The sequence below is a fragment of the Parendozoicomonas sp. 2304DJ65-17 genome (assembly GCF_058148445.1).
In genome coordinates, this window is the sequence record NZ_JBYVJV010000002.1 from 214,503 (window position 1) to 237,440 (window position 22,938).

Here is a 22,938-nt window from a genome sequence, read left to right on the forward strand (position 1 = left end):
GGCTTTCTGGAAACTCTGAAGTCAGCGCTGGAGAGCTACTTGGACTCAGGTTCGTTGGTTTCGTCGGACTGGGCTTCCGCGTTCTTCATTTGCTCTTTCTTTTCCTGCTCTTCACGGGCAAGGCGCGCTTTTTCTCCGAGGCTGATTTGGCCGCTGACACCGGAAGGTATCTGGTCAATTTCACCACCAGATTTAAGAAAGACATTAATCTGCTCTTCGATAGAACTGCTTGTTTCTTTTGCGGCTGGGCCGTCTTGCTTGAGGCTGATCGTGTATTCATTCTTCTTGGGCATATGACATATCCTGCCTGTTTATTGTGGGCAGGGAAGTATAGGTCACCCAGTTACAGTTGCTTGAAGTGGTTTGTAACGGATATCAGTTGTTTTGTGTGAAGATTTACAGCGAGTTGTTTTCATTCACCTTTTGTTGCTTTTGATCATAAATAGGTAAGTCAAATGGATTTAGGATGGCGGTCGTTTCCCCCATCTGCCTGACAGTCATGGCCTGTGATCTGATTTGCCATGAACCGGGCATCCAGTGAATCAGGAGCAAGAATTATGGCGATCAAGATGAATATGGAAGTCATGGAGTTAATGTTTTACTTCTGGCAGGCCACAACTGATCGTGAAAAGGTAGGCGAACCATTCATCATGACCATTGCTGATCATGAACAGATGAAGCCTGTTTACACCGAAGAGTTTCAGCCTGAATCTGTGCGTCGTGCTCTGAGCGCAATCAGCAATCGTGAAATTTTCAGCGCTGATCACAAATGTGAATCACGTTTCTGGAATAACAACATGTGGGCCATGGAAGACATGGGTCTGATGGAAGCCATGATGGCTCCCCTTAAGGTCATGAATTTCGACGGACTGAATATTGAAGGTGATGTGAACGTTGTTGTTCTGCCTCTGCATATGGATGAGTATATTCTGAGAGGCAACACTCTGTACGTGAACTTCTTCCGCGTTCAGGCCGATATGATGGGCGATGGCCCTCTGACTATAGCCGGTATTGAGCTAAAGCAGTGGGTTAAAGAAACAATTCAGAAGGCCTGACAGCGATACCCGTAGAGAAAATGGTTTCTCTACGGGTCATTTCTAGAGGAAAAAAAAGTGGTATACCAGAGGGGCAAGGCCTAACAGAACTGGAAAAATCCACCCCCATACCGGGGAGTCATTCTCAAACTCACACGCATTCTTTCCAAACGGAAATTTACCATCACAACAACGCCCCATACTTCAGACCTCATGAGTAGCGAATTGCCAGGCTCGCTCAGGCTTTATCCTGACCAACTGGAATGGAAAGGTTGAATGTTTACGTATTATTTTGCAATGGATGTTTGTTTGCTTTTTGCGAAAGGCTCTGGCTCGTTTTGTCCTTGATCGGCCAGATGACTACGAAACTGATAAGGCTTAATAGCAACACATACAGACCCATGACCCATGAGATCCCGCTCCACTCTACCAGATACAAGGCGACCAGAGGTGTTGTTCCGCCAAAACAGACAATTGCCAGATTGTAAGGGATATTGGTACCAGTCATGCGCAGACCTGCTGGCCAAATCTCCGAATAAAGTGGGCTGCTGCTACCCATCAACATACCTGTCGCGAATGCAGCCAGAAGTTGACCACCTGCGCAAACAACGATATCGGGCGTACTCATCATAATCACCATCGGAGCAGATGAGGCTCCAATAAAGAGAAGGCTGAGCAGGTAAGTAGCGCGGTGGCCAATTCGATCAGAAAACCATCCACCCAGTGCGCAGAAACTGATAAGAGCGATAAGGCTGACTGAATTTACCAGCATGGCTTTTTCTGGGGGCAGGCCAAGCTGTTCAATCATCCGGGTACTCTGGAATACAAAGAATAAGTGATAAAGAAGCGTGTTCATGGTCACGATCAGAAACATACGTGGGAACACGAAGCGGTGTCGGTGTAGTTGTTTTCGGGACACTGAGCTTTCTTTATGACCCGGTAGTTCAGGTAAATGAAAACGAAGATAAAACGCATTCAGGCATATAAGCCCGCCAAACCAGAAAGGAACCCGCCACCCCCAGCTTTCTATCTGCGTATCAGACAGAGAAAACACTCCTAAGGCGACCAGTGAGGCGATAAGAGTTCCGCCCATACCACTGCTGTGGGCAAGGCTGGAGAAGAAGCCTCGATGTTTTGGTGGGGAAATCTCACCGCTGATAACAAGGACTGAGCAGAACTCACTGGACATTCCCAATCCCTGCAGAAGGCGAAGAACAACCAGAAGAATGGTAGCCAGGGAGCCGATGGTTGCAGCTGTTGGCAGGCAACCAATCAGGAAAGTGGCCAGGCCGGTAACCAGCGAACAGATCATCAAAACATGACGACGGCCAATGCGATCGCCCAGCAGGCCGAAAATTACACCCCCCAAAGGACGAATCATCATGCCGGTGGCAAATACGGCAAATGTTGCGGCCAGAGATGCCAGCCTGGAATCAGCGGGGAAAAACAGCCGGGAAAGGAGAGGAGCCATTAATCCATAGAGCACGTAGTCGTAATACTCTATGACATTGCCTGACAGCAGGCCAAACCAGACTTTACGGCTCATATCACTCCCCCAGATAAATGGCGAGGGAGTGTAGCAGAGCGATGATGTTGAACGTGGCGGTGGCGGGCCAATAAAGGGATGTAACAGTTTGGTTAGTGTCTTCCAAAGAAAATCATGTGTTTATTGCATGCCGAAAAGTTAAAAAATCAGCCAGCAATGGAATTAAGGGCATCAACAGTACGGCAAAGAAGGCGATCGACATTACGACCTTCAACCCGCAAACAATCTTCAAAATTTAAGGCTGCAGTACGGCCAAAACGTTTGAGATGGAATTCTGCCTCATGGAATTATGGCTCCTTGCAATTGCTCAAAAACAAACTGCTGTGGGCCAGAAAAGATATCTTTATTAGAAAAATAAAATCATTAGCAGAAGGCCAGAAGCAGGTTGTTGGACGGGTACAAAAAGAAGCTGATGAAAAACCTCTCTGGCTGTTGGAAAAGCCGGGAAGTGACAAGAGAATATTTTGTTACGGCATTTGCCATCATACTGATCCGGAAATGTTTCCTGTTCCTGCTGCCGTTAAAGAGTGTTCGATGGGCGCAGACGTCCTGGCACTTGAAACCACTATTGAAGATCACTTTGCCGGTAAAGCAGATGCTCCAGATTATGGAGCAATTGCTGGCTATCTGTCTCCACGTAACAAAGTGCTGTTAGCGGCATTAGGAGAAGCTCTTCATATTTCCAAAACAGAATTGTTCAGCTGCAGGAGTCTGCTGGAATTTGGCAATCTTATCTGCAGAGGGTGGCTCAAAGCTGTCGGTTTGAATGTTGTTTCGAGTGAACTGTTTTTTAAAGAGCACCTTACAAGGCCTGATGTGAGAGTGATTGGATTGGAAACAAGGGAAGAGCACTCTCTCAGAGGTTGCAAAATGGAAGAGAAGGAATTTTTGTTTTGTAATGAGGATCGAACAGCTCTTTGGAATCGCCAGGTTAAGGAGTCTCACCAGCATTTATTATTTGATGAAGATTTCCACCAGACATACAAGAAAAAGATATGTCAGAAATGTACTGATACCTTGGTTGTTCATAGCGATGGCATTATGGCTATGAAACTTGATGATGCAGCGGATGACGACAGTGTAAAAACAATTTTTGTTTTGATTGGTGGCGGCCATTTGCAAGGTGGTGGAGGTGTACTCGAATTTATGCAAAACAAGGGATGGGAATTGACAGAGTTGCATCCTGTAACAGGGCTTCCAGCTCGCTCAAAATAAACTCCTATATTCTTGTTTCTTCTCGGTCGTCTTATCCCGTCATTTAAACAATTAGGTTATTCCCCCTAACAGGCTAACAACTTAATAATTACTTCGGGTCAAAGGTTATGGAGTTTAAATAATCATTGGAGTGATTCATGAACGCACCCCTTTCCCGACGCCCTTTATACCCCCAAGATGGTGGACACCCAGCAGGCCAGAAGCGATCTGTAGACCAAAGCCAGCCACCAGAGACTAGTTCATCAAACACGCCTGATTCTAAGAGAAAGAAAAATGAAGAGATGTGTTGTTTCTGTGGCCGTGTCGTTGATATCGACGAGCTGATAGCTCATAAGAAAGAGATTCTTCATCTTCCGGCTGGAGGCAGAATGACTCCTGCTCAAAAGCGACTGTGGGAGTTTCAGGCGCTTGTCAGTGCCATGCATGTAGATGCTGGAAGGGTGCATCTTGAGAAAAGTCAAAGGTTGGCAGCAGATCTTGGGCGCACTGGTGCTGAATTAGATAAGGTCGTAGCCGGAGTCAAAGCGTCTCATCAAACTATGCTGGCACAACAAGATGCTCTTGAGTCCACCACCAGTAAACAACTTAAAACAGAAGCAGATTTGAAATCCTTCAGGCAGGACTATGAGCATTTAAAAAGCCGTTTAGAGGAGTTGAAAGAGGGCCATAGAATATCCCAATCCGCACTGCTTGGGCTTAATCGGTGTCTGGAGTATTGCGAGCATCAAATCCGCTCCTGTGACAGGCAACGTGATGAGCTTTTAGCCAGAACAGTAACGGAAGTTATGGGAGATATGTCTGTTCGAGGAACAGAAGGTGGCACTCCAGAAACAATCAGTGGGATTCATTCCGGAACCTACAATGACAACGTATCGGAACTTATAGAGGTTTATATACGCAAGCCTGGGGATCCAGCGGCTTCACAGCTTTATTATATCTCTAGCAGTATTGTGCGTGAGCTGCTGCAGAAAAGCCGAACCGGTCAGTCTTCTAAAACGCCTGCTAAAACATCTGGCAGTGTGGAAGTATCCTCACCACCAGGATCACAAAAACCATCGCAGCCCGATAGTAAGGATCAACCTTCACATAGTGAGGCTCAGACTGGTACAGCAGGAATTACACAAGGCAACAGATCTCTTGGAGCGGTGCAGACTGCAAGTGCTGTGATGAAACCATGTAGACATGCTGCTCTATTGGCAAGGCGATTTCCACTTGGTTCAGAAGAGAGTTTGGGTTCCGGTGAATCTGTTGACGAGATACTCCTGAGAAGCCAGAAAGAACTGCTGTCTGCCCATGAGGATTGTCTTGGATTTTATATTACCGGGCTTAAAAATCATTCCCAACAGTTGGAACCGGTTAGAGCGGAGCTTGAGCAGTTAGTTGAGTTAGAAGAAAAACGTGAACGCAATATGGCAATTCTGCTGGAAAAAGCCGAACGTGTTCTAAAAAATCAAATGATCCTGTTAAGGAAAATGCATGAATCTCAGGGAGAGTTGCAAGACGTTGAGGCCAGTTGTGACAAGCTAAAAGAAATGCATAGGGCTACTCAAGAAGGTCTCCTTTATTTCACCGAAGCCTTACAGTCCGTGGTTTCTCTGGAGGAGTATCAAACCCTGATGTATGGCAACCTACAGCATAGATTTGTACTGCAATCAAAACTCAATGTTTTACAGGGGGAAAGCGGTAACAAGGTATCGCTGGATGAACGTCGTGGAGCAATGGAAAGCCTCCATGCTCAGGTAAATGCTCAGGAAGAGCAGCATAACCGATTATCTGGAAATATTAGTAAGGAGAAAGGCCTTTTCGATGGGTATAAAAGGAAAGGGATGGAAGTATTACAAGAAAGCCTTAAGAAAGGTCAGCCATCCTCTAGTCAGGTGAAAGGTAAATCAAGAATGTTGCCAGCCAGGGTAAATGCTAAATAAATAACAGGCTCCCATAAATGATACGTTCCTTTTTTCCTGAATTGGGAAAAAAGGAACCTGTTGCCTAAACTGCTGCGCCCCAGCATCCGAGGAGCTTTTGCGGTGTCCAACCCTTTCACCAAAAAGCATTTGGTCGTAGCTATTTACATACTGTTACTGTCTGGCACCTTTTTGGGTGCCAAAGCTTCTTATGCATTCTCTTATGAGCAATCCAGTGGCATACATTCCCGACTGCTGAATAAGGATCAGTCCCGCATGCACTGGTATGCAGAAAATGAAGCTTATGCAGCACTGGCTTTCAGCGGAATGGTGGCAGCCGGTTATGTTGTCAATAAAGTGGTTGCTTCTTCTTCGATATTCGCTTTAACGGCAGTGAGTGTTGGGCTTACTCTGGATTACGTTTTAGCACCAAACTGGAAGTTATTTGCTGGGCGGCAGTTATTGCGTCTTCCTTTGAAAGCTTATCGCTTTTTAAAACCTGGGCAGGGGTATTTGTGGTTGGATTCCCTGGCCGCAGAGAGTCCAACTGTATTGATGGGAACTTGGGAAATCTGGTTGCAGAGTCAGGAGCACCTTCCTTATGGAGTTAGAGAAGTATTGGCAGAACATAAGCAGCCTTATCAGCTCGTTTATATCAACAAGGACAAACCTAGCCTGGCCCTGCACTTTGAAAAGCAATATGCAGCGGGCAACGACCATCTTGCTAACTTGGCCCAGATAGCACTTAAAAACGAAGTTTCTAAACTGCTGATAACACCACAGGGCGATTCATCGCAAAATCTTTCAGTTTGTTTATTTAGGAAGGAAAAAAAATCCTGCTCCAAGGTTCACGTCAACTTGCCTGACTCAATGGAACTCCTATGGCTAACGGATATTTTATCCCGTACACCAGATAGCAATGGAATGGGCAGAGCACTTTACCCTCTTTCTGAATGTGCTGTAAGGCATTGGCAGCAGTTGATTGAGAGGGAAGGAACAGAAGATATGCAAATTGCCTGTTCCGATATAGAGACACCAGTGATCAATGGTCGTTATATGCAGGTTATATCTTTGGGTTCATCAAGCTACCTTCTGGCTGATCATACCAGTACTCAAGGGACAGATTTGCCCGAACTATGGCTGGGCGTTGATGGTTTACCCGAGGAGGCACAGGCCAAGAGCTCTCTTGCAGAGTTGGAGCAGCGTAGAGTTCCTGGGCCAGAACTTGGTGCATGGCGATTGGTTACAGCGGCACGCTCAATTCTTTATCACTCCTTATTAAACTGGGGGTGGGAATCATTAAAAGAGCGGAAATCTGGTGTTAAGAAAATTAAAAGAACTGACAGGGAGAAAAAGCCAGAAAAGAAATTAGAGAGCAAGCCACTGCGTGATGGCAAGCTTGACCTAGGGTTAGTTCATTATTCTGATATGGATCAGGTTCAGGAAGAAACCATCAGGGACTACGCAAAGCAGGTAGAAAGCACGGAAGGGAAAGTCATCGTTTTGGATGGACATTACTACACAGGGAAGAGTCGTCTGGCTAATTATTTGGCGGGAAGTGATGTTTTTATGGAGAACGATGAAGATAAACCCCATAACAAACTGATTGAGGTTAAGACGCTCCCGAACGGTATTCGCATGGTAGAAATGGGTGATCCCAGTTTGTATGGTGATGAGTATGAGGAGGGGAAGCCTTTACTGGACCAGAGAGCGGCAAAAGCTGATCAACTGCAAAGAATGTGGTTGCAGAAGGCGGATGACGTTTTGATTTTCCATCGGATATCCCGCGGTTTTCTACATGGCATGGGAAAAATTCACACCAGGGTTAAGGATATTGTACTGTCAAATCCTTCGCGCAAAGCGGTGGTCAGCTTCTTCGTCAATATGAAGGACTATGAGCATAAGCGTTATGAAAAGCGTAAACTGGACTACTTTGGACCAACCGAGCAAGAGTTCCGGGATGAGCTAAAGAGCCTGGGTTTCAGCGAGAGCAATTCACGAGCAGGCCATTATCTTTCTGATGAGAATGTATCGGACTGGGTTAAGGGCTTAAGGTCTGAGGTACAGGCACCAGCGAGCCAGGTTCAGTAAAAGATGCTTCAAAAATAACGCCGGCTTTTGTCGGCGTTATAGTTTTGGAATTGTTGCCATAACGACTGAATGAATTAGTGACAGTAAATTTATCACTCATTGAATGTACCTGAAGGCTATAACCGTTCTAACCGAACGGTTAGTTAAATCTATAGTTCTCCCCCTAAGTCAGGCGAACAAAACTGTTATTTTGGAACAACTTTTTAAGCGACAAGTTTTCAAAGGTTGTTCTTAATAGCCTACTGGACCCACCATGCTAAAAGCACCCCCTTCCTCTCGTCGTTGTCAGCAAACCAACCATGAGTTCAAATACAAAACACGTGGTAAGACAGCAAAGATGTCGCAATACAAAGTGAAGCTTCGGGAGACAACCAGAGAGCGGCAGCATAGGGAGCGACAAAATAAATTCATGGAGTTCAGGGAAACTTGTGCCAGAGCTTCTGAGGTGGCAATAGCTATCAGAAGGGCTGAAAATGTGGAGGGGCGTATCTTTCCTGCAACTGACCCAGACATGATGGAAATTGATAAATCTTACGTGTGTAATCTCAGTGCGTTAACCGGGGCGGACTACACAAACCTCGTCAGTCGTCTTTCCAGTGACAGAGCCTTTAAAACTGACTTGCAGGTGTTGCGTGATGCTCTTGGCTCTGGAGAGCGTTATAAAAATTTAAAAAGTCCAATGAGGTGCACTCTTCGCTCAGGAGAACAGGTTGAATACTCCTTCGATGTTTCTACAGTCCGCGCAAGACGGGATTTGATAGCAGTCATTGAGATTCTACTATCTGGCAGCCCTTTAATCTAATAAAAATCCCGGTATCTGCGCATGCAAATACCGGGATGGGTTAAAGCAATTGAACCGTTAGTCTGGCAGCTTAGTTAGCAACAATATTTACCAGCTTGCCAGGAACAACAATCACCTTGCGAATGGTCTTGCCATCGGTGAACTTCTGCACGTTCTCGTCGTTCTTAGCCAGCTCTTCCATCTGATCTTTTGAGGCATCAGCAGGAACTTCCAGCTTTGCACGAACCTTGCCGTTTACCTGAACAATCAGGGTAATGGCAGATTTCACCAGTGCTGCTTCATCCAGCTTCGGCCAGCCCGCGTCCACAACCGGACCTTCGTTACCCAGTTGGTTCCAGATCACGTGAGCAGTGTGAGGAACGATTGGGGCCAGCAGCAGGGTGCAGGCTTCCAGTGCTTCATTCACAACAGCTCGACCTTGCTCGGATGTGTCATTGAACTTACCAATAGCGTTGGTCAGCTCCATGATTGCGGCAATAGCGGTGTTGAAGGTCAGACGCTTGTCGCAGTCGTCAGAAACCTTGGCGATGGTTTCGTGAGTCTTGCGGCGCAGAGCCTTCTGGTCATCGTTCAGAGCGTTAACGTCCAGAGCAGCGGTTTCACCAGCCGCTACATGGCTGGCAGCCATCTTCCAGAAACGACGCAGGAAGCGGTTGGCACCTTCTACACCGGAATCAGACCATTCCAGAGTCTGGGTAGGTGGAGAAGCGAACATGGTGTACAGACGCACGGTATCGGCACCGTACTGATCAACCAGATCCTGTGGGTCGATACCGTTGTTCTTGGACTTGGACATCTTGCCCACGCCCGCATGAACAACTTCAGTGTTGGTATCTTTCAGGAAGTGCTGGCCATCGCGTACTTCAACATCACCCGGCGCAACATAGTGCTTCACGCCTTTCTCATCGAGGGTGTAGTTGATGTCTGCCAGTACCATGCCCTGGCACAACAGTTTCTTGAACGGCTCGTCGCTGTCTACCAGGCCACCAACATCACGCAGCAGTTTGTGGAAGAAGCGGGAGTAGAGCAGGTGCATTACCGCGTGCTCAATACCACCGATGTACTGGTCGACTGGTAGCCAGTAGTTCGCAGCTTTCGGGTCGAGCATCTGATCAGCTTTAGGAGAACAGTAGCGGGCGTAGTACCAGCTGGACTCCATAAAGGTATCGAAGGTGTCGGTTTCCTGAGTGGCAGGCTGACCGTTGTGAGTCACCTTGCACCACTCTTTGTCAGCCTTGATGGGAGACTGAACACCATCCATCTCAACATTTTCAGGCAGGCGAACCGGCAGATCTTCCAGAGGTACAGGCACTTCGGTGCCGTCTTCCAGATAACGCATAGGGATTGGAGAACCCCAGTAGCGCTGACGGGACACACCCCAGTCACGCAGACGGTAATTCACCTGCTTCTCACCTTTGCCATCAGCAATCAGCTTGTCGGCAATGGCTTCGAACGCATCTTTGAAGCTCAGTCCGTCGAACTCTCCAGAGTTCAGCAGAATGCCTTTCTCAGTAAAGGCTTCTTTCTCCAGATCACATTCTTCATCGCCAGCTGGCTTAACAACCTGCTTGATGGGCAGGCCGTAAACCTTGGCAAACTCGTAGTCGCGTTGATCGTGACCAGGAACAGACATAACCGCGCCAGTACCGAAATCCATTAGTACGAAGTTAGCTGCCCAAACGGATACTTCTTCACCGGTGATCGGGTGAATAGCCTTGATGCCAGTATCAACGCCTTTCTTCTCCATGGTGGCCATATCGGCCTCGGAGGTGGTGTTGCTCTTGCACTCTTCAATGAATGCAGCCAGAGCCGGGTTGTTTGCGGCAGCAGCTTTGCACAGAGGGTGTTCAGCAGCCAGAGCCACGTAAGTCACACCCATAACGGTGTCTGGACGGGTGGTATAGATACGAATCTCTTCGTCAGAACCGGCAACGCCAAAGGCCATTTCTACACCTTCGGAACGGCCAATCCAGTTGCGCTGCATGGCCTTAACCTGCTCAGGCCATTCATCCAGTTTGTCGAGATCTGCCAGCAGTTCATCGGCGTATGCAGTGATTTTTACGAACCACTGAGCCAGTTGCTTGCGCTCAACGATGGTGTCGCAACGCCAGCACTTGCCGTCTTCAACCTGTTCGTTGGCCAGTACGGTCTGGTCGTTCGGGCACCAGTTTACCGCACCCATCTTCTTGTAAACCAGGCCCTTCTCGTACAGCTTGGTGAAGAACCACTGTTCCCACTTGTAGTATTCAGGGGCACAGGTAGCCAGTTCGCGGCTCCAGTCGAAGCCAAAGCCCAGCTTCTTCAACTGGCCTTTCATGTAATCAATGTTCTGGTAAGTCCAGGGCGCTGGAGCAGTCTTGTTCTTGATGGCTGCGTTTTCAGCAGGCAGGCCGAAAGCGTCCCAACCCATTGGCTGTAGAACGTTCTTGCCAAGCATGCGCTGGTAGCGGGACACAACATCACCGATGGTGTAGTTGCGCACGTGACCCATGTGTAGCTTGCCGCTGGGATAAGGGAACATGGACAGGCAGTAGTATTTCTCTTTGCCTTCCTGCTCGGTGACAGCAAAGCTGTCATTTTCCGCCCAGTACTTCTGGGCTTCTTCCTCAATCTTCTGAGGATGGTAATGCTCTTCCATCATTGCTCAAGATGCCTTGAGGCCCAGCGGGTGAGGCGGGCCAGATGAGTTGCCGGTAAAACCCTGTAGGATACAACAGGGTGGGTGTTGGTAGTAGAGCAGTTATGCAGAAGAGCCGGGTTTTCTCTTAGCAAGCTGGTGCTATGACATAGGGCACCCCTGGTTTAAATACATTTGCCGTAACTCGAAGGGATGATTCGACCGGAGGGGGGGATTTAATCGGCTGCAGTACTGGTCTTTGTAACAAGAAAGGGCGAGCAGGAAGGTCAGCCCGTAAACGCAGGGTTATAATTTGCTCAACTGCTGACTGTATTGCATCAGAACTGTTCTCAGAGAGATTAATGACTGTATAGCCTGCATGTTGAAGAATACGCCTTTTCAGAATCGTTTTACCTGTTTCCCTGTCGCAATGGGCTTTGGGTGATTCCGATAGGGCAAGCTCATTTAAGTGGTGGAAGCTTTTTCCATCGACCTCAATAACTATCTTCGGTTTGCAGTAAATATCAGCGCTTAGCCCCGTATCATTCAGTGTGACCTCCTCTTGGAGGGTTACACAAGGAAGGCGCTCCTTGAGCTTTTGAAAGATGTATTGTTGGAACTCACTTACCACAGGCGGTTGGTCGGATGCATCCTGTGGATCAGGTTCAGCAATAGACATTTTTAAAACGTAATACCCATAAAGGCTAAGCCAGTGCATCATGTCGGATTCGGCGAGACTAAGCCTGTGCTTTTTCTGGAACTCTTTTGCAGACTGTATAAATGTGCAGACGCTTTTCTCCAGCCTCTTTTCCATAACGTTATCTTTTCGTTCACAGGCCAGTGCATGGGTGATCATGTACTGGCGGGCCATACGCAGAAAACGGTGAAACTGTATGGGATGTACTGGTGTGTAAGCTTGTAAATAACGTTCAGATATTATTGCAAAAACCGGATGAAAAAAGCCTGTTTCGGCAACGGATTCTATAATGTTTGCAAGAGTTTCTAAGTCATATTCTTGATAAGGCGCTTTGGTCAACCCAGCGTGTAGACGATCACAAATAGCTTTTACTGTTGCATCATTATAATGAGAGCTCGTGGTAAGAGGCCGGAGTAAGCCCGGAACCCAATCAATTGAGCTCAGAGTTTCCGGAAGAGTATTTGTCACTCTCTCATAGAATGCCCTCAGCACCTTTTCCTTGGAAAAGCTATTGGGTTTGCTTTTCCCAAGGCGGCCAAGTTGTTCGCAGGACATTTGGCTTATTTGTCTTTTAAACTCGTCATAAGGAAGCTGCCAGTAACTTTTTAAATCTCTTATTCGTATTCTTTTTGGGCTGGAATTCAGATGCTCTGGGTCTGAAGACATTGTCGGGTCTTCTTCACAGCCGGAATCGCTGAAGCTTGAGCTGCTGGAGCTTTCTAACCTTCCAGGCATCTTTTCTTGTTCCCAAAGTGGTTTCTGGGTGTTGTGAATTGGTGTCTGACTGGAAGTAAGCTGACCCCAGATTTCACTTTCATCTCTTGGTGTAAATTCAGGTAGTTGCTTCCAAGGGGATTTCTCTGGCTTTGGAGGAGGCGGCGTTACTTGTGAAGAGACAGGTGCGCACTCCCACACTGTATCTAAATCTCCATAGAACGACTGATCGGCAAGTTCTTCCCAGGTAAAAAGATCCTCTTGTGCTTGTGGTAGTGGAGAGCCAAGTGGAGAAGGTGTGCTGCTTTTGCTTTCGGTGCCAGAATCTCGTGAGTCGTGGCCTCCCTCATACCCTGACTCCTCTCCGGGAGTACTTTCTTCACTATCACTGGATGTTTCTGAAACAGTTGATGAGGAATCATCTGACTCTGTTCTCTCAGGAGTGCAGGGGGTCGACAGCTCTGGCACCTCGGACAAAACAGGAACTGTTTCTTCCTTGGATATTGTGCGCTGGGGAAGCGCCGAGATTTCTGCGGTTGAGATAACTTGACTTGAAGTTGCAGGTATCTGTGGCTCTGACGCAGTTATATGAGCCCACGGGCATACGCTCCTTTTGGGTTTGAGCTGTTTTGGTTGTTTGCTCCCTTTGGAAAGGTCCACCAGTTTCATCGGGGTGAGCCTTGTGCTGCGGTTACCTGCCTGCATTGTAATCATCCTTGATTTGGTCTGCTTAACCCGGCAAGTGTGTGATAGCTTCAACATTTTTTGACTAACGGTAGGGTTAGCCAGGCTGACCAGCTAAACCAACAAACGTTTTGAGCGCTGATGTTCTTATTGGCTCGATTAATTAATCAGAATCGGATTTATGACAGTGACACCAGTGAATTCGGTCAGCTATCTGGCTACAAGGAGCTGCTAAAATTTATCTGTGACAATTCGAAACAAAGTCTATCTTGGAAGCTGTTTACAATAATGGCAGTTATATAAAGATGATAAGAGAATAACTGAATGCAGAAACCGCCTCTGATTGCTGTTACAACACTGCTGTTCTCCCTGACGTTTCTGGCTGCGATAACCGTTGTACCTTGGTATGGGTTTACCCACGGTTTTGATGCCTTCGAGTGGGTGATGTTTGCAGTAGTGTTTATGTTTAACGGAACAGCCATAACTGCTGGTTACCACCGCCTCTGGTCCCACAGGAGCTACAAAGCTCATTGGAGTTTAAGGCTCTGGTTTGCGCTTTGGGGAGCGATGGCTATCCAGAACAGTGTTCTGCACTGGGCTTCTGGTCACCGCCGTCACCATACCAATGTGGACGATTATGATAAGGATCCATATTCCGCCAGCCGCGGTTTCTGGTTCTCTCATATTGGCTGGATGTTGCGTTCTTATGATGACAAGTCCGATGACTTTTCAGGTATCAAAGACCTTCAGAAAGACGCCATAGTTATGTGGCAGCACAAATATTACATCCCTCTGGTGCTTCTGATGAATATCGGGCTACCGGTGCTGCTGGGTTATCTCAATGGCGATGTCCTAGGCAGTTTCTTGTTGGTTGGTGTGTTGCGACTGGTAATGTCTCATCATTGTACGTTCTTTATCAATTCTCTGGCTCATATCTGGGGTCGCCGTCCGTACACGGATAAAAATACAGCCCGTGATAATGACATTCTTGCCCTGTTCACCTGGGGTGAGGGCTACCACAACTTCCACCATATTTTTGCCAGTGATTATCGGAATGGTGTGCGCTGGTGGCAGTACGACCCAACTAAGTGGATGATCTGGAGCGCTTCAAAAATGCGCCTGGCTTCAGGTTTGAAAAAGGTCAGCGACTTCCGAATCCAAAAAGCCCGCCTTGATATGGAATATAAGCGTGCAGGGCAAAGGTTGACCTGTGAAAAAGCACTGGCTCAATTGGAAGAACAATATGAGGCCATGCTCAATGCTTTGAAGGAGTGGTCTGCACTGCACCAGCAAAAGCTTGAAGCCAAAGCGGAAGAGCTAAAGAAACAGTGGGAAAACTCGGAAGCCCATACTCGCTACATTGAACTGAAAAAGGTTCTGCAGGAACAACAGGCCCGTTGGTATCTAGCTCGTAATGGACACCTGGTTTAAATACAAAGGTTGAACCAAAAAGCCGGGGCTCAGATGCCCCGGCTTTTTTATATTTTGAAAATCATTCAGGGCATTATCCAGCGTGCATAACCTGGAGATTATTCCCAGTATTGTTATGGCAGGCGGAAAAAAGACTTGGCTGTAGCTGTGGTTTCCTGAGCAACCTGTCCAACACTTTTTCCGGTTTGAGCGGCAATGGTTTTTACCACCTCTTCCAAAAACGCCGGTTCATTTCGGCGGCTTTTAGGTTTGGGCTTTAAAGTTCGTGGAAGAAGGTAAGGGCAGTCAGTTTCTACCATAAGTCTGTTAGCAGGAATGTCATTTAACAGTGGGTGCAGATGAAACCCTCTGCGCTCATCACATACCCAGCCGGTAATGCCAATATGCAGATCAAGATCGAGGTAGCGGTACAGACTTTCTTTGTCTGCGGTAAAACAGTGAACAATCAGGTCGCAGATGTCATCCCGATAGTTCTTCACAATATCTGTGAAACGTTTTGAAGCATCCCGTTCATGGCAGAACAATGGCATACCGTTTTCAACAGCCATCTCAATATGCTTCTCAAACACCTGTTCCTGAACAGGGCGAGGAGAGAAGTCACGGTTAAAGTCCAGGCCGGCTTCACCTACGGCGACTACCTTCTCCAGTTTGTACATATCCCGCAATTCGGCGAAATGCTGTTCGGTGGCATCTTTGGCGTAATGGGGGTGAATGCCTGCGGTAGTGAAGCAGTGATCCGGGTATTGCTCGGTCAGTTGAATGGTTTGCTGGGATTCTTCCAGAGTTGTTCCGGTGAGAATCATAGTGGTGACACCGGCTTCGATGGCGCGCTCTACAACGTCATCTCGATCTTTATCAAAAGCTTTATCACCAAGGTTTACACCGATATCAACCAGTTCCGGTTTCATGGAAGTTGCTCACATAAAAGATTATCTGGGCAGGATAATGTTACGCCGTGAGTTTTGGTAGAAGGGGGGGCGAATGTTTGTGAGTAAGTTGGAGCAGAGGTCATTTCTCTGCTCCTTATCTCTGTGAAGGTGGATGTAAGCAGTTACTTATTGGCAAACAGGCTTACAAACTGCCCATAACCTTCTTCTTCCAGTTTATCCACAGGGACAAAACGCAGGGCCGCTGAGTTCATGCAGTAACGCAGGCCGGTTGGTTGTGGGCCATCAGTGAACACATGGCCAAGGTGCGAATCTGCATTTTTAGAGCGGATTTCTACACGCTTCATAAAGAGAGTGTTGTCTTCTTTTTCCACAATGTTTTCTGAAATCAATGGGCGGCTGAAGCTTGGCCAGCCAGTACCAGACTTGTATTTATCCAGAGAGCTGAACAATGGTTCACCGGAAACAATATCCACATAAATGCCAGCTTCTTTGTTATCCCAGTATTCATTCGTGAACGGGCGCTCGGTACCATCCTGCTGGGTTACTTTGTACTGAATAGAAGTCAGCTTTTTCTTCAACTCTTCCTGTGTATAACCGGAAGGGTGCTGCTCGGTGTTTTTGCTTGCTGGCGCCCCAATAACAAAACTGGAAAGCAGAGCGATAGCCGAGGTTGCAACAGCTGCTGTTATCAATTTCTTCATCATCCACCCCTGAGCATCTGCCCGTTTTCTGTGTTTGTTGTTCTATACGCGCCGAACTGTTGTGCGGATGCAGTTACACCAAAAAGTCGTATTTAACCCTGATTCCAGAAAAGAGTAAAAGTGATTGACTCTGGTTCGTAGGCGAACCAAAATTCCTGCCATGGAAAAGAAATTGTATTTTTTGCTTAATCAGGCGCAGCAGAAACTTTATAAGGAAGTGGATAAAGAATCCCTTGCCGAGTTAGGGGTTACTTCTGCTCAGGCTGCTGCACTATACCATCTTCAGAAGCGTAATGGTTGTCTTCAGGCTGAACTGGGTAAAGCTCTTGGATTGGGAAAGGCTGCGACCAGTGGCATGGTTGTCAGGCTGGAAAAGCAGGGGTTGATTAAGCGGACACCATCACCAATTGATGGTCGTGGTCAGCGAGTTTTGATTACCGTTGAAGGGTTGCAGGTTCTGGTAAAAGCCCGGCCTCTGTTAAATCGTATGAACAAAGCCCTTGAAGAAGGCTTTGATGAAAAAGAGCTGGATGTAGTACGTCGTTATCTGAGCTCAATTGTTGAGCGTTTGAGCTAAGTTAACTGCAAAAAAGCATATATAGATAAGTTGTGAATAATCGGGTTTTTACCCGATTATTTTTAAAATAATGGTTCGCTATAGAACTAAATGCGAATAGGGGGAGTAACAATATATGGCCTATAAGCCTTCTAAAAGCCCGGTGTTAAAAGGGTGGAAGATTGTTGGTGGAGTTGGTGCAGGGCGCTGGTTGGTAACCAAAGCTATTTGTTTTGCTGCACCTTATTTTGGCTCTATTAAACCGCTATTAACAACTGTTCAGCCGGGTAAGGTTGAGGTTGTTATTAAAAAGCGCAGAAGAGTGTTAAATCATCTGAAAACCGTACACGCCATTGCCATGTGTAATGCTGCAGAGCTGGTAGGTGGGTTGTGCCTGGAAGTTTCTCTTCATGGCGATATGCGCTGGATACCAGTGGGTATGACAGTGAAGTACCAGAAGATGGCTAAAACAGATCTCACGGCCACCGCCATTCTTGACGATTACAGCTGGGAGAGTGAGCAGGATGTGATAGTTCCTGTGTCTGTAAAAGATACAAATGGTGTGGAGGTGTTTTCTGCAGACATTACCATGCATATCTCTCCAAAACCGGGAAAGCGAAACTGATATAATCCGGGGATATTTTTCTTCCGCTTCCTGAAGATGTGAGCAGCCCGATGATTGAGATTAATCTGTCGATCCTGAACCAGTGCTATTCCCGCCGTTTGAACTGGTACCCACCGGTGAAAAATCCAGAGGTGGCACCCAGAAAAATTTCAGGAATAGAAGAAATTCTGGATCAGTTCGATCTGATTATGCTGGATTCTTACGGAGTGCTCTGCCGGGGTGTGAAAGCCATTGATGGTGCAGTGGAAGCTATTGCCATAATGCGCCAGCGAGGCAAGGCATTCTGTGTGGTTTCCAACGACACTATGACCAATCAGTATGTGGCCGCAGAAAAGTACGCTGCAAGAGGTTTCGACTTTGCTAACGAAGAAGTTGTCACCAGCCTGGATGTTACAGAGAGCTGGCTGGCAACTATTGATAGTCCGGAACGCTGGGGCGTGATTGCTCCATTACCTCATCCAACAGATAAGCTGCTTGAGGGAATGGTTCGCCTGAACGAGTGCAGTGGTGTGATTCCTGAGCAGGTTGATAGTTTACTGTTTATGGTTGGTACTGGCTGGACCCAGGAAATGCAGGACAACCTTGTGAAATCCGCTGAAGGTCGTCAGTTCACAATGGCTGTGGGAAATCCTGATATGGGCGCACCTTACTTTATTGATGGACAGATCCATATCAATGCCACACCAGGTTTCTTTATGGACAACCTTGTGGAAGTCACCAATCAGAAAGCTGCACCCATGCTATTTGGTAAACCTGGTAAAACAATTTTTCAGACAGTTGCTGAACGCCATGGTGTTACTGATCCATCCCGGGTTTTGATGGTGGGCGATACTCTCTACACCGATATTCTGGGTGGTAACGCTATGGGTTTTAAAACTCTGCTGCTGGAATGCGGTGTTTATATGGGTACTGATGTTGATCAGGCTATCGCTGATGCCGGTATCGTTCCTGACTTTATTGCTCCTCATCTTTAATATCCCCTGCATACAGTCTTTTTAGAAAAGACTGTATGCATTGCCTCTCTCTGTATTACATTCAAAGCAATAACAATAATTGTTTCGTAGAAATGAGAGTGGGTTATGAAAACTCTGATGTTCAGTACCCAGAGTTATGAGAAGCCTGTGTTTGATCGGGTGCTCGTTAACAGTGGGGTGAACCTAATTTATCAAAAAGCACGGCTTGACCTTTCAACAGTCAGCCTGGCTGAAGGTTATGAAGCAATCTGTGTTTTTGTAAATGATGATCTTGGTAAAGATGTTCTGGAAAAGCTTTCTGAGTTAAATATCAAACTTGTTGCTTTACGCTGCGCTGGATTTAATCAGGTTGATATTGAAATGGCAGAGAAACTGGGTATCACCATAGTTCGGGTTCCTGCCTATTCTCCTGAAGCCGTGGCTGAGCATACTGTGGCTATGATCATGTCTTTAAACCGGAAAACTCATAAAGCGTGGAACCGGGTGCGTGAAGGAAACTTTCATCTTCATGGTTTACTGGGTTTTAACCTTTACGGGCGAACAGCGGGTTTGATAGGTATGGGGGCTATTGGCAAGGCTACAGCCAGAATACTGCTTGGCTTTGGTATGAATGTTTTAGCTTACGACCCTTTTCTCACTGATGAAGGTGCCAAAGAGTTGGGCGTGAAGCTTGTAGAGTTGGATCAACTCTATGAACAGAGTGATATTGTCAGCCTGCACTGCCCGCTGACAGAAGATACCCATTACCTGATCAATGGAACATCTCTGGCTCAAATGAAACCCGGAGCGATGTTGATTAATACCAGCCGTGGTGCACTGATTGATACGCCAGCAGTTATTCGTGCCCTGAAGTCGGGAGATCTTGGTTATCTCGGTATTGATGTTTATGAACAAGAAGGCGATCTGTTTTTCAGGGATTTGTCTGAAGAAGTGATTCAGGATGATGTCTTCCAGAGATTGTTAACCTTCCCAAACGTTATGGTGACCGGGCATCAGGGCTTTTTCACTCGTGAGGCTCTGGAGTCGATAGCTAAAACGACGGTAAGTAATATTAAGACTTTTGAGCACACCGGCTCCTGTGATAATGCGGTTAAGCCGCAGCTTATTGGATAGGTTTTTATGTTGAAAAGTTTACTCCAGCCCCCGGGTTTACAGCTTGTAATCTTATTGGTTGCACTGTTGTGCTGGTTTCGCTTTCGCTACCTGTCTTTTGCTTTGGTGTTGCTCTCGTTTACTTCTCTTTATCTGTTATCCACAGCCGCTGTTTCCAATGCGCTTATGAAAGGTTTGGAAACAGAAAGCATTTTCTACTCCAAGCCCGATACGCGACAGGCTGATGCCATTGTTATTCTGGGAGCCGGGGTTCTGGGTAATACTCCTGAATATGATATGACGCCTCAGCCGGGGGCACTTCTTCTGCAGCGTTTGCGTTACGGGCTGAAGCTTCATAAAGAAACTGGATTACCGCTTTTGGTCTCTGGTGGCAGTCGTTATGGAATTAACGAAGCCCATGTTATGAAAACCTTTTTAGAAGATCATGGTGCAACTGTGCAATGGTTGGAGTATTCCAGTAGAACAACCCGCGATAATGCAGAACAAAGTGCCGATATTTTGAAGAAAAATAATAAACAACGGATTTTACTGGTCAGCCATGCATGGCATTTGCCTCGCGCGAAATCAGTATTTGAACAAGAAGGTATTACGGTTATAGCAGCACCAACTGCACGGGCATCAACACGGTTATCAGTAAAGAGTGTTGAAGCCTGGCTGCCAAATATTCGTTATCTTCGTAAAAGTCAGTTGGCGTTACATGAATATGCAGGCATGTTCTGGTACCGAGTTTCCGGCTAGATACTTGATCAAAATCGTCATCAGCTTTTAAACTGGCTTTATTAATAATAAAAATCCAATGGATGGGATTACTATGAATTACCTGCAAAGAGTATTTCTCTTAACTCTATTAAGTTTCCTTTCTTCTTTTTCTTTCTCCGAAAGTTCAGTTGATGAACAGCTTCTTCAAAAGGTGTATGACCTTTCAGGTTTGGAAAAACAGTTTGCTTATATGGGGCATACCTTTACTGAAGAAGGTTTACGTATGGGCAGGAATGAATTGCCTGATAATGAAATGAGCAAACAAATGCTTTCTCGCCTTGAGGTGGGGTTGACTGCCAAGTACGCCCCTGAGCGTTTAAGAGAAACTGTACAGGATGTTCTGGCTCGGGAACTCGATAATGTCCATATAGAAGAGATTGTTAAAGTTATGGGAGGTAATATCTGGAAGAAGGCTGTCCGTCTGGAAAATAAAGCCAATAATCCAGATAACCTGAAAGACTTGGAAAATTATGTATCGGTTCAGCTACAGAAAAAACTGCCTCGCCAGGTACGTCTTGATCTTATACGGGATCTTGTTAAGAAAACCGGTGCCGTAGATACAACTATGAACATGATGGTGAGCGGTGCTCTTTCTGCTGCTGAAATCATGATGGGAAGTGATACAATTCCTACTCATTTTGAAACCAGTATGCGCAACCAGATGTCTTCAATGCGGGCAGAGTACGAGGAGATGGTTACCCGACAGTTTTTGTTCACCTATCGCTTTATGTCTGATGAACAGCTGAAAGAATATGTAGAGTATTACGATACACCAGCTATTCAGTCTTTGAACAAAGCCATAACAACTTCACTGGTAGAAGCCTTTAAGTAAAAAAAGCCCAGCATTGTTGCTAGGCTTTTTCAGATAGGTAAAAGGTTTGTTTTAGAAAAGTTTTACTCGATAATCGAGGTAGACGCGGTAGTCGTCTCTTCCTCTGTCAAAGTCAGCACCTAAGCCATTATTGGCAGAATTAGCTTTACGACCATCTGGGCGGTAGATACCGTAACGGAAGCGGAAAGACAATCCATCAAGTGCAGGGGTTTGGAATTTGTATTTAATGTCTAAATCGGTTTCATATTCTTCCAGGTTTTCGCTATGCTTTCCATCCTTGAAGTTATCACCCTTGGTGTAGAAAATTTCAGCTGTCAGGCCAGGAACAATATCCTTGAAGTTATATCCTGCACCAACGATCCATGCTTTTTCGTCATCGTAAAAGAAGTCGCCAATAAGCATTGATGTTGGAATATCAAATCCACCGTGGGTATTTGGGCCAAAGTCGTAGTAATAAACGCCCAAGCGCTTGTTACCGTTTGAATCTTTATAAGAGGCTTTGGTTTTACTGTAACCAGCAATTAACATCAGGTTGCCAATATCAGCGGTCACATTGAAATGGGTTAAATCTGCATCATTGTTAAATGCAGGTGATCCCCATACAAAGCTGGTCCACAATTTGCCGTCTTCTTTTTCCTTGTAGTATTTGGCATTAAATGTCAGTGACAGATCAGGGCTGATATCGAACTTGTAGCTTGCATCAAGGTTATAGGTGTACAGGAAATCTTTGGCGTGACTATCTCTGTATTTTAGAGACAGTCCCATTATGTCGTAGTCGAGTTCTACACCCCATGCATAATCAATCTTTTCTGCTTGAGAGGTATCCGTTGTGGCATTTGCTCCATCAAGGTTCTTACCCTCTGGAGTACCTTTCTTCTTGAAAGACTTCAGATCCTCAAAGTTTGAGGAATTACGGAGGGAAATCTGATCAACCCAGGCAAAGCCGTATGACAGCCCTTCGTACCCACCTTTTATATCAATGCCTTGCCATGCTGAAGGAATGGCACGAGAGCCTGATCCGGCAATCAGGCCTGTATAGATACGCTCACGGCCGCCTCTAAATGAAATCAGCGGGTCTTTTCCATCTTCAAGGCTGTATTTGGCTTTCACATAAGCCTGTGCAACCTTACTGAAACCAGTTCTGTTATCGCTGTCTGTGACCAGCAGAAGATCGCGGGTTCTTGAGTATGGTGAATTCAGGTTACCAACAGTAAAGAGTGAGGCATCAAACCCTACTGCATCAGCATACCAGCCAGATTGAAAATTAAGTTGAACACCTAAAGCGGTGGCGCCCTCGTCTTCCCGCTTTACTTTGACGCCAGAAGAGTTGAGTGATTTCTTGTTTTCACGATGAAACTCCACCAATCTGACACGTGCCTCCAGATTGTTGGCATTCATGAAGTCCGACATCTGTTCTTCAAGAAAGCTGGTATCCGGACGCCTGTCGTCTTTGATACCACCAATAATAGTGTCGGCAATTGTTGGCGTGGCAAGTGTTGCCAGGCCGGGAATAATAAGAGAACGCAGGTTCATAGATCAAAACCCATTGGCTCTGAGTGAAGACCTGATACAAGATAGATGGTGATTAGGGACTTTGCGCAATGGAGTTTGGGGTTTTGTTGTTATTGTTGCGGATTAACTCCCAAAGTGAATCAGTTGAAGCAAAATAAGCGGTAGTAATAGGGTTCTCTTATTGGAAGGGGAAATGATGGATAACCGGTACAGGTGTTGCACCGGCTATGTTGCTGTGAGG

19 protein-coding genes are annotated in these 22,938 nt (G+C 46.4%); 12 read left to right on the forward strand and 7 right to left on the reverse strand.

The genetic code is table 11. The features are described 5' to 3' along the window. Positions 1–35: 35 nt before the first annotated feature. Positions 36–293, reverse strand: coding sequence for a hypothetical protein (locus ACY2RR_RS06010; protein WP_490107234.1), 258 nt, complete (start codon positions 291–293; stop codon positions 36–38). 264 nt (positions 294–557) lie between these two features. On the opposite strand from ACY2RR_RS06010, the gene ACY2RR_RS06015 reads away from it, so the two are divergent. Then, the gene (locus tag ACY2RR_RS06015; RefSeq protein WP_490107235.1) at positions 558–1,055 is read left to right on the forward strand and encodes a TDE2712 family protein; all 498 of its coding nucleotides are present in this window, start codon (positions 558–560) and stop codon (positions 1,053–1,055) included. A gap of 259 nt (positions 1,056–1,314) precedes the next feature. On the opposite strand, the gene ACY2RR_RS06020 is transcribed toward ACY2RR_RS06015, so the two are convergent. Beyond that, the gene (locus ACY2RR_RS06020) at positions 1,315–2,580 is read right to left on the reverse strand and encodes an MFS transporter (RefSeq protein WP_490107236.1); all 1,266 of its coding nucleotides are present in this window, start codon (positions 2,578–2,580) and stop codon (positions 1,315–1,317) included. 297 nt (positions 2,581–2,877) lie between these two features. Between ACY2RR_RS06020 and ACY2RR_RS06025 the strand changes: the two genes are divergently transcribed. The 4 genes from ACY2RR_RS06025 (at position 2,878) to ACY2RR_RS06040 (ending at position 8,592) form a co-directional block, all read left to right on the forward strand. Then, positions 2,878–3,795: a TraB/GumN family protein gene (locus tag ACY2RR_RS06025; protein ID WP_490107237.1), complete on the forward strand. Its 918-nt coding sequence runs from the start codon at positions 2,878–2,880 to the stop codon at positions 3,793–3,795. 137 nt (positions 3,796–3,932) lie between these two features. Further along, positions 3,933–5,720: a hypothetical protein gene (locus ACY2RR_RS06030; RefSeq protein ID WP_490107238.1), complete on the forward strand. Its 1,788-nt coding sequence runs from the start codon at positions 3,933–3,935 to the stop codon at positions 5,718–5,720. Between the two features lie 60 nt (positions 5,721–5,780). Continuing rightward, positions 5,781–7,790, forward strand: a complete 2,010-nt coding sequence (locus ACY2RR_RS06035) for a hypothetical protein (RefSeq protein WP_490107239.1) — start codon at positions 5,781–5,783, stop codon at positions 7,788–7,790. A 253-nt stretch (positions 7,791–8,043) separates the two neighbouring features. After that, entirely contained in the window at positions 8,044–8,592 is a 549-nt protein-coding gene (locus ACY2RR_RS06040; protein WP_490107240.1) for a hypothetical protein, read from the forward strand. A gap of 70 nt (positions 8,593–8,662) precedes the next feature. Here ACY2RR_RS06040 and leuS read toward each other — a convergent pair whose 3' ends face one another. Continuing rightward, positions 8,663–11,230, reverse strand: a complete 2,568-nt coding sequence (gene leuS, locus ACY2RR_RS06045; protein WP_490107880.1) for a leucine--tRNA ligase — start codon at positions 11,228–11,230, stop codon at positions 8,663–8,665. Between the two features lie 127 nt (positions 11,231–11,357). Then, complete coding sequence (locus ACY2RR_RS06050; RefSeq protein ID WP_490107241.1) at positions 11,358–13,280, reverse strand: PDDEXK family nuclease; 1,923 nt, start codon at positions 13,278–13,280, stop codon at positions 11,358–11,360. A 348-nt stretch (positions 13,281–13,628) separates the two neighbouring features. Between ACY2RR_RS06050 and ACY2RR_RS06055 the strand changes: the two genes are divergently transcribed. Continuing rightward, positions 13,629–14,735, forward strand: coding sequence for an acyl-CoA desaturase (locus ACY2RR_RS06055; RefSeq protein ID WP_490107242.1), 1,107 nt, complete (start codon positions 13,629–13,631; stop codon positions 14,733–14,735). A 113-nt stretch (positions 14,736–14,848) separates the two neighbouring features. Here ACY2RR_RS06055 and ACY2RR_RS06060 read toward each other — a convergent pair whose 3' ends face one another. Beyond that, a complete protein-coding gene (locus ACY2RR_RS06060) occupies positions 14,849–15,643 on the reverse strand; it encodes a TatD family hydrolase (protein WP_490107243.1) in 795 nt (264 codons plus the stop codon). Between the two features lie 143 nt (positions 15,644–15,786). After that, positions 15,787–16,329 (reverse strand): peptide-methionine (R)-S-oxide reductase MsrB, encoded by a 543-nt coding sequence (gene msrB, locus ACY2RR_RS06065; RefSeq protein WP_490107244.1) that lies wholly within the window; start codon positions 16,327–16,329, stop codon positions 15,787–15,789. Positions 16,330–16,486: 157 nt separating this feature from the next. On the opposite strand from msrB, the gene ACY2RR_RS06070 reads away from it, so the two are divergent. The 6 genes from ACY2RR_RS06070 to ACY2RR_RS06095 all read left to right on the forward strand — a co-directional run bounded on the left by ACY2RR_RS06070 (position 16,487) and on the right by ACY2RR_RS06095 (position 21,185). Then, positions 16,487–16,903 carry a MarR family winged helix-turn-helix transcriptional regulator gene (locus ACY2RR_RS06070; protein ID WP_490107245.1) on the forward strand — a complete coding sequence of 139 codons (417 nt, stop codon included), beginning with the start codon at positions 16,487–16,489 and terminating at the stop codon, positions 16,901–16,903. A gap of 115 nt (positions 16,904–17,018) precedes the next feature. Further along, positions 17,019–17,507: a hotdog fold domain-containing protein gene (locus ACY2RR_RS06075; RefSeq protein WP_490107246.1), complete on the forward strand. Its 489-nt coding sequence runs from the start codon at positions 17,019–17,021 to the stop codon at positions 17,505–17,507. A gap of 50 nt (positions 17,508–17,557) precedes the next feature. Further along, the gene (locus ACY2RR_RS06080; protein ID WP_490107247.1) at positions 17,558–18,481 is read left to right on the forward strand and encodes an HAD-IIA family hydrolase; all 924 of its coding nucleotides are present in this window, start codon (positions 17,558–17,560) and stop codon (positions 18,479–18,481) included. A gap of 105 nt (positions 18,482–18,586) precedes the next feature. Next, positions 18,587–19,594 (forward strand): 2-hydroxyacid dehydrogenase, encoded by a 1,008-nt coding sequence (locus tag ACY2RR_RS06085; protein WP_490107248.1) that lies wholly within the window; start codon positions 18,587–18,589, stop codon positions 19,592–19,594. Positions 19,595–19,600: 6 nt separating this feature from the next. After that, positions 19,601–20,332, forward strand: a complete 732-nt coding sequence (locus ACY2RR_RS06090; protein ID WP_490107249.1) for a YdcF family protein — start codon at positions 19,601–19,603, stop codon at positions 20,330–20,332. A 73-nt stretch (positions 20,333–20,405) separates the two neighbouring features. Continuing rightward, positions 20,406–21,185, forward strand: a complete 780-nt coding sequence (locus ACY2RR_RS06095) for a hypothetical protein (protein WP_490107250.1) — start codon at positions 20,406–20,408, stop codon at positions 21,183–21,185. A 51-nt stretch (positions 21,186–21,236) separates the two neighbouring features. Here ACY2RR_RS06095 and ACY2RR_RS06100 read toward each other — a convergent pair whose 3' ends face one another. Next, positions 21,237–22,718 (reverse strand): OprD family outer membrane porin, encoded by a 1,482-nt coding sequence (locus ACY2RR_RS06100; protein ID WP_490107251.1) that lies wholly within the window; start codon positions 22,716–22,718, stop codon positions 21,237–21,239. Positions 22,719–22,938: the final 220 nt, after the last annotated feature.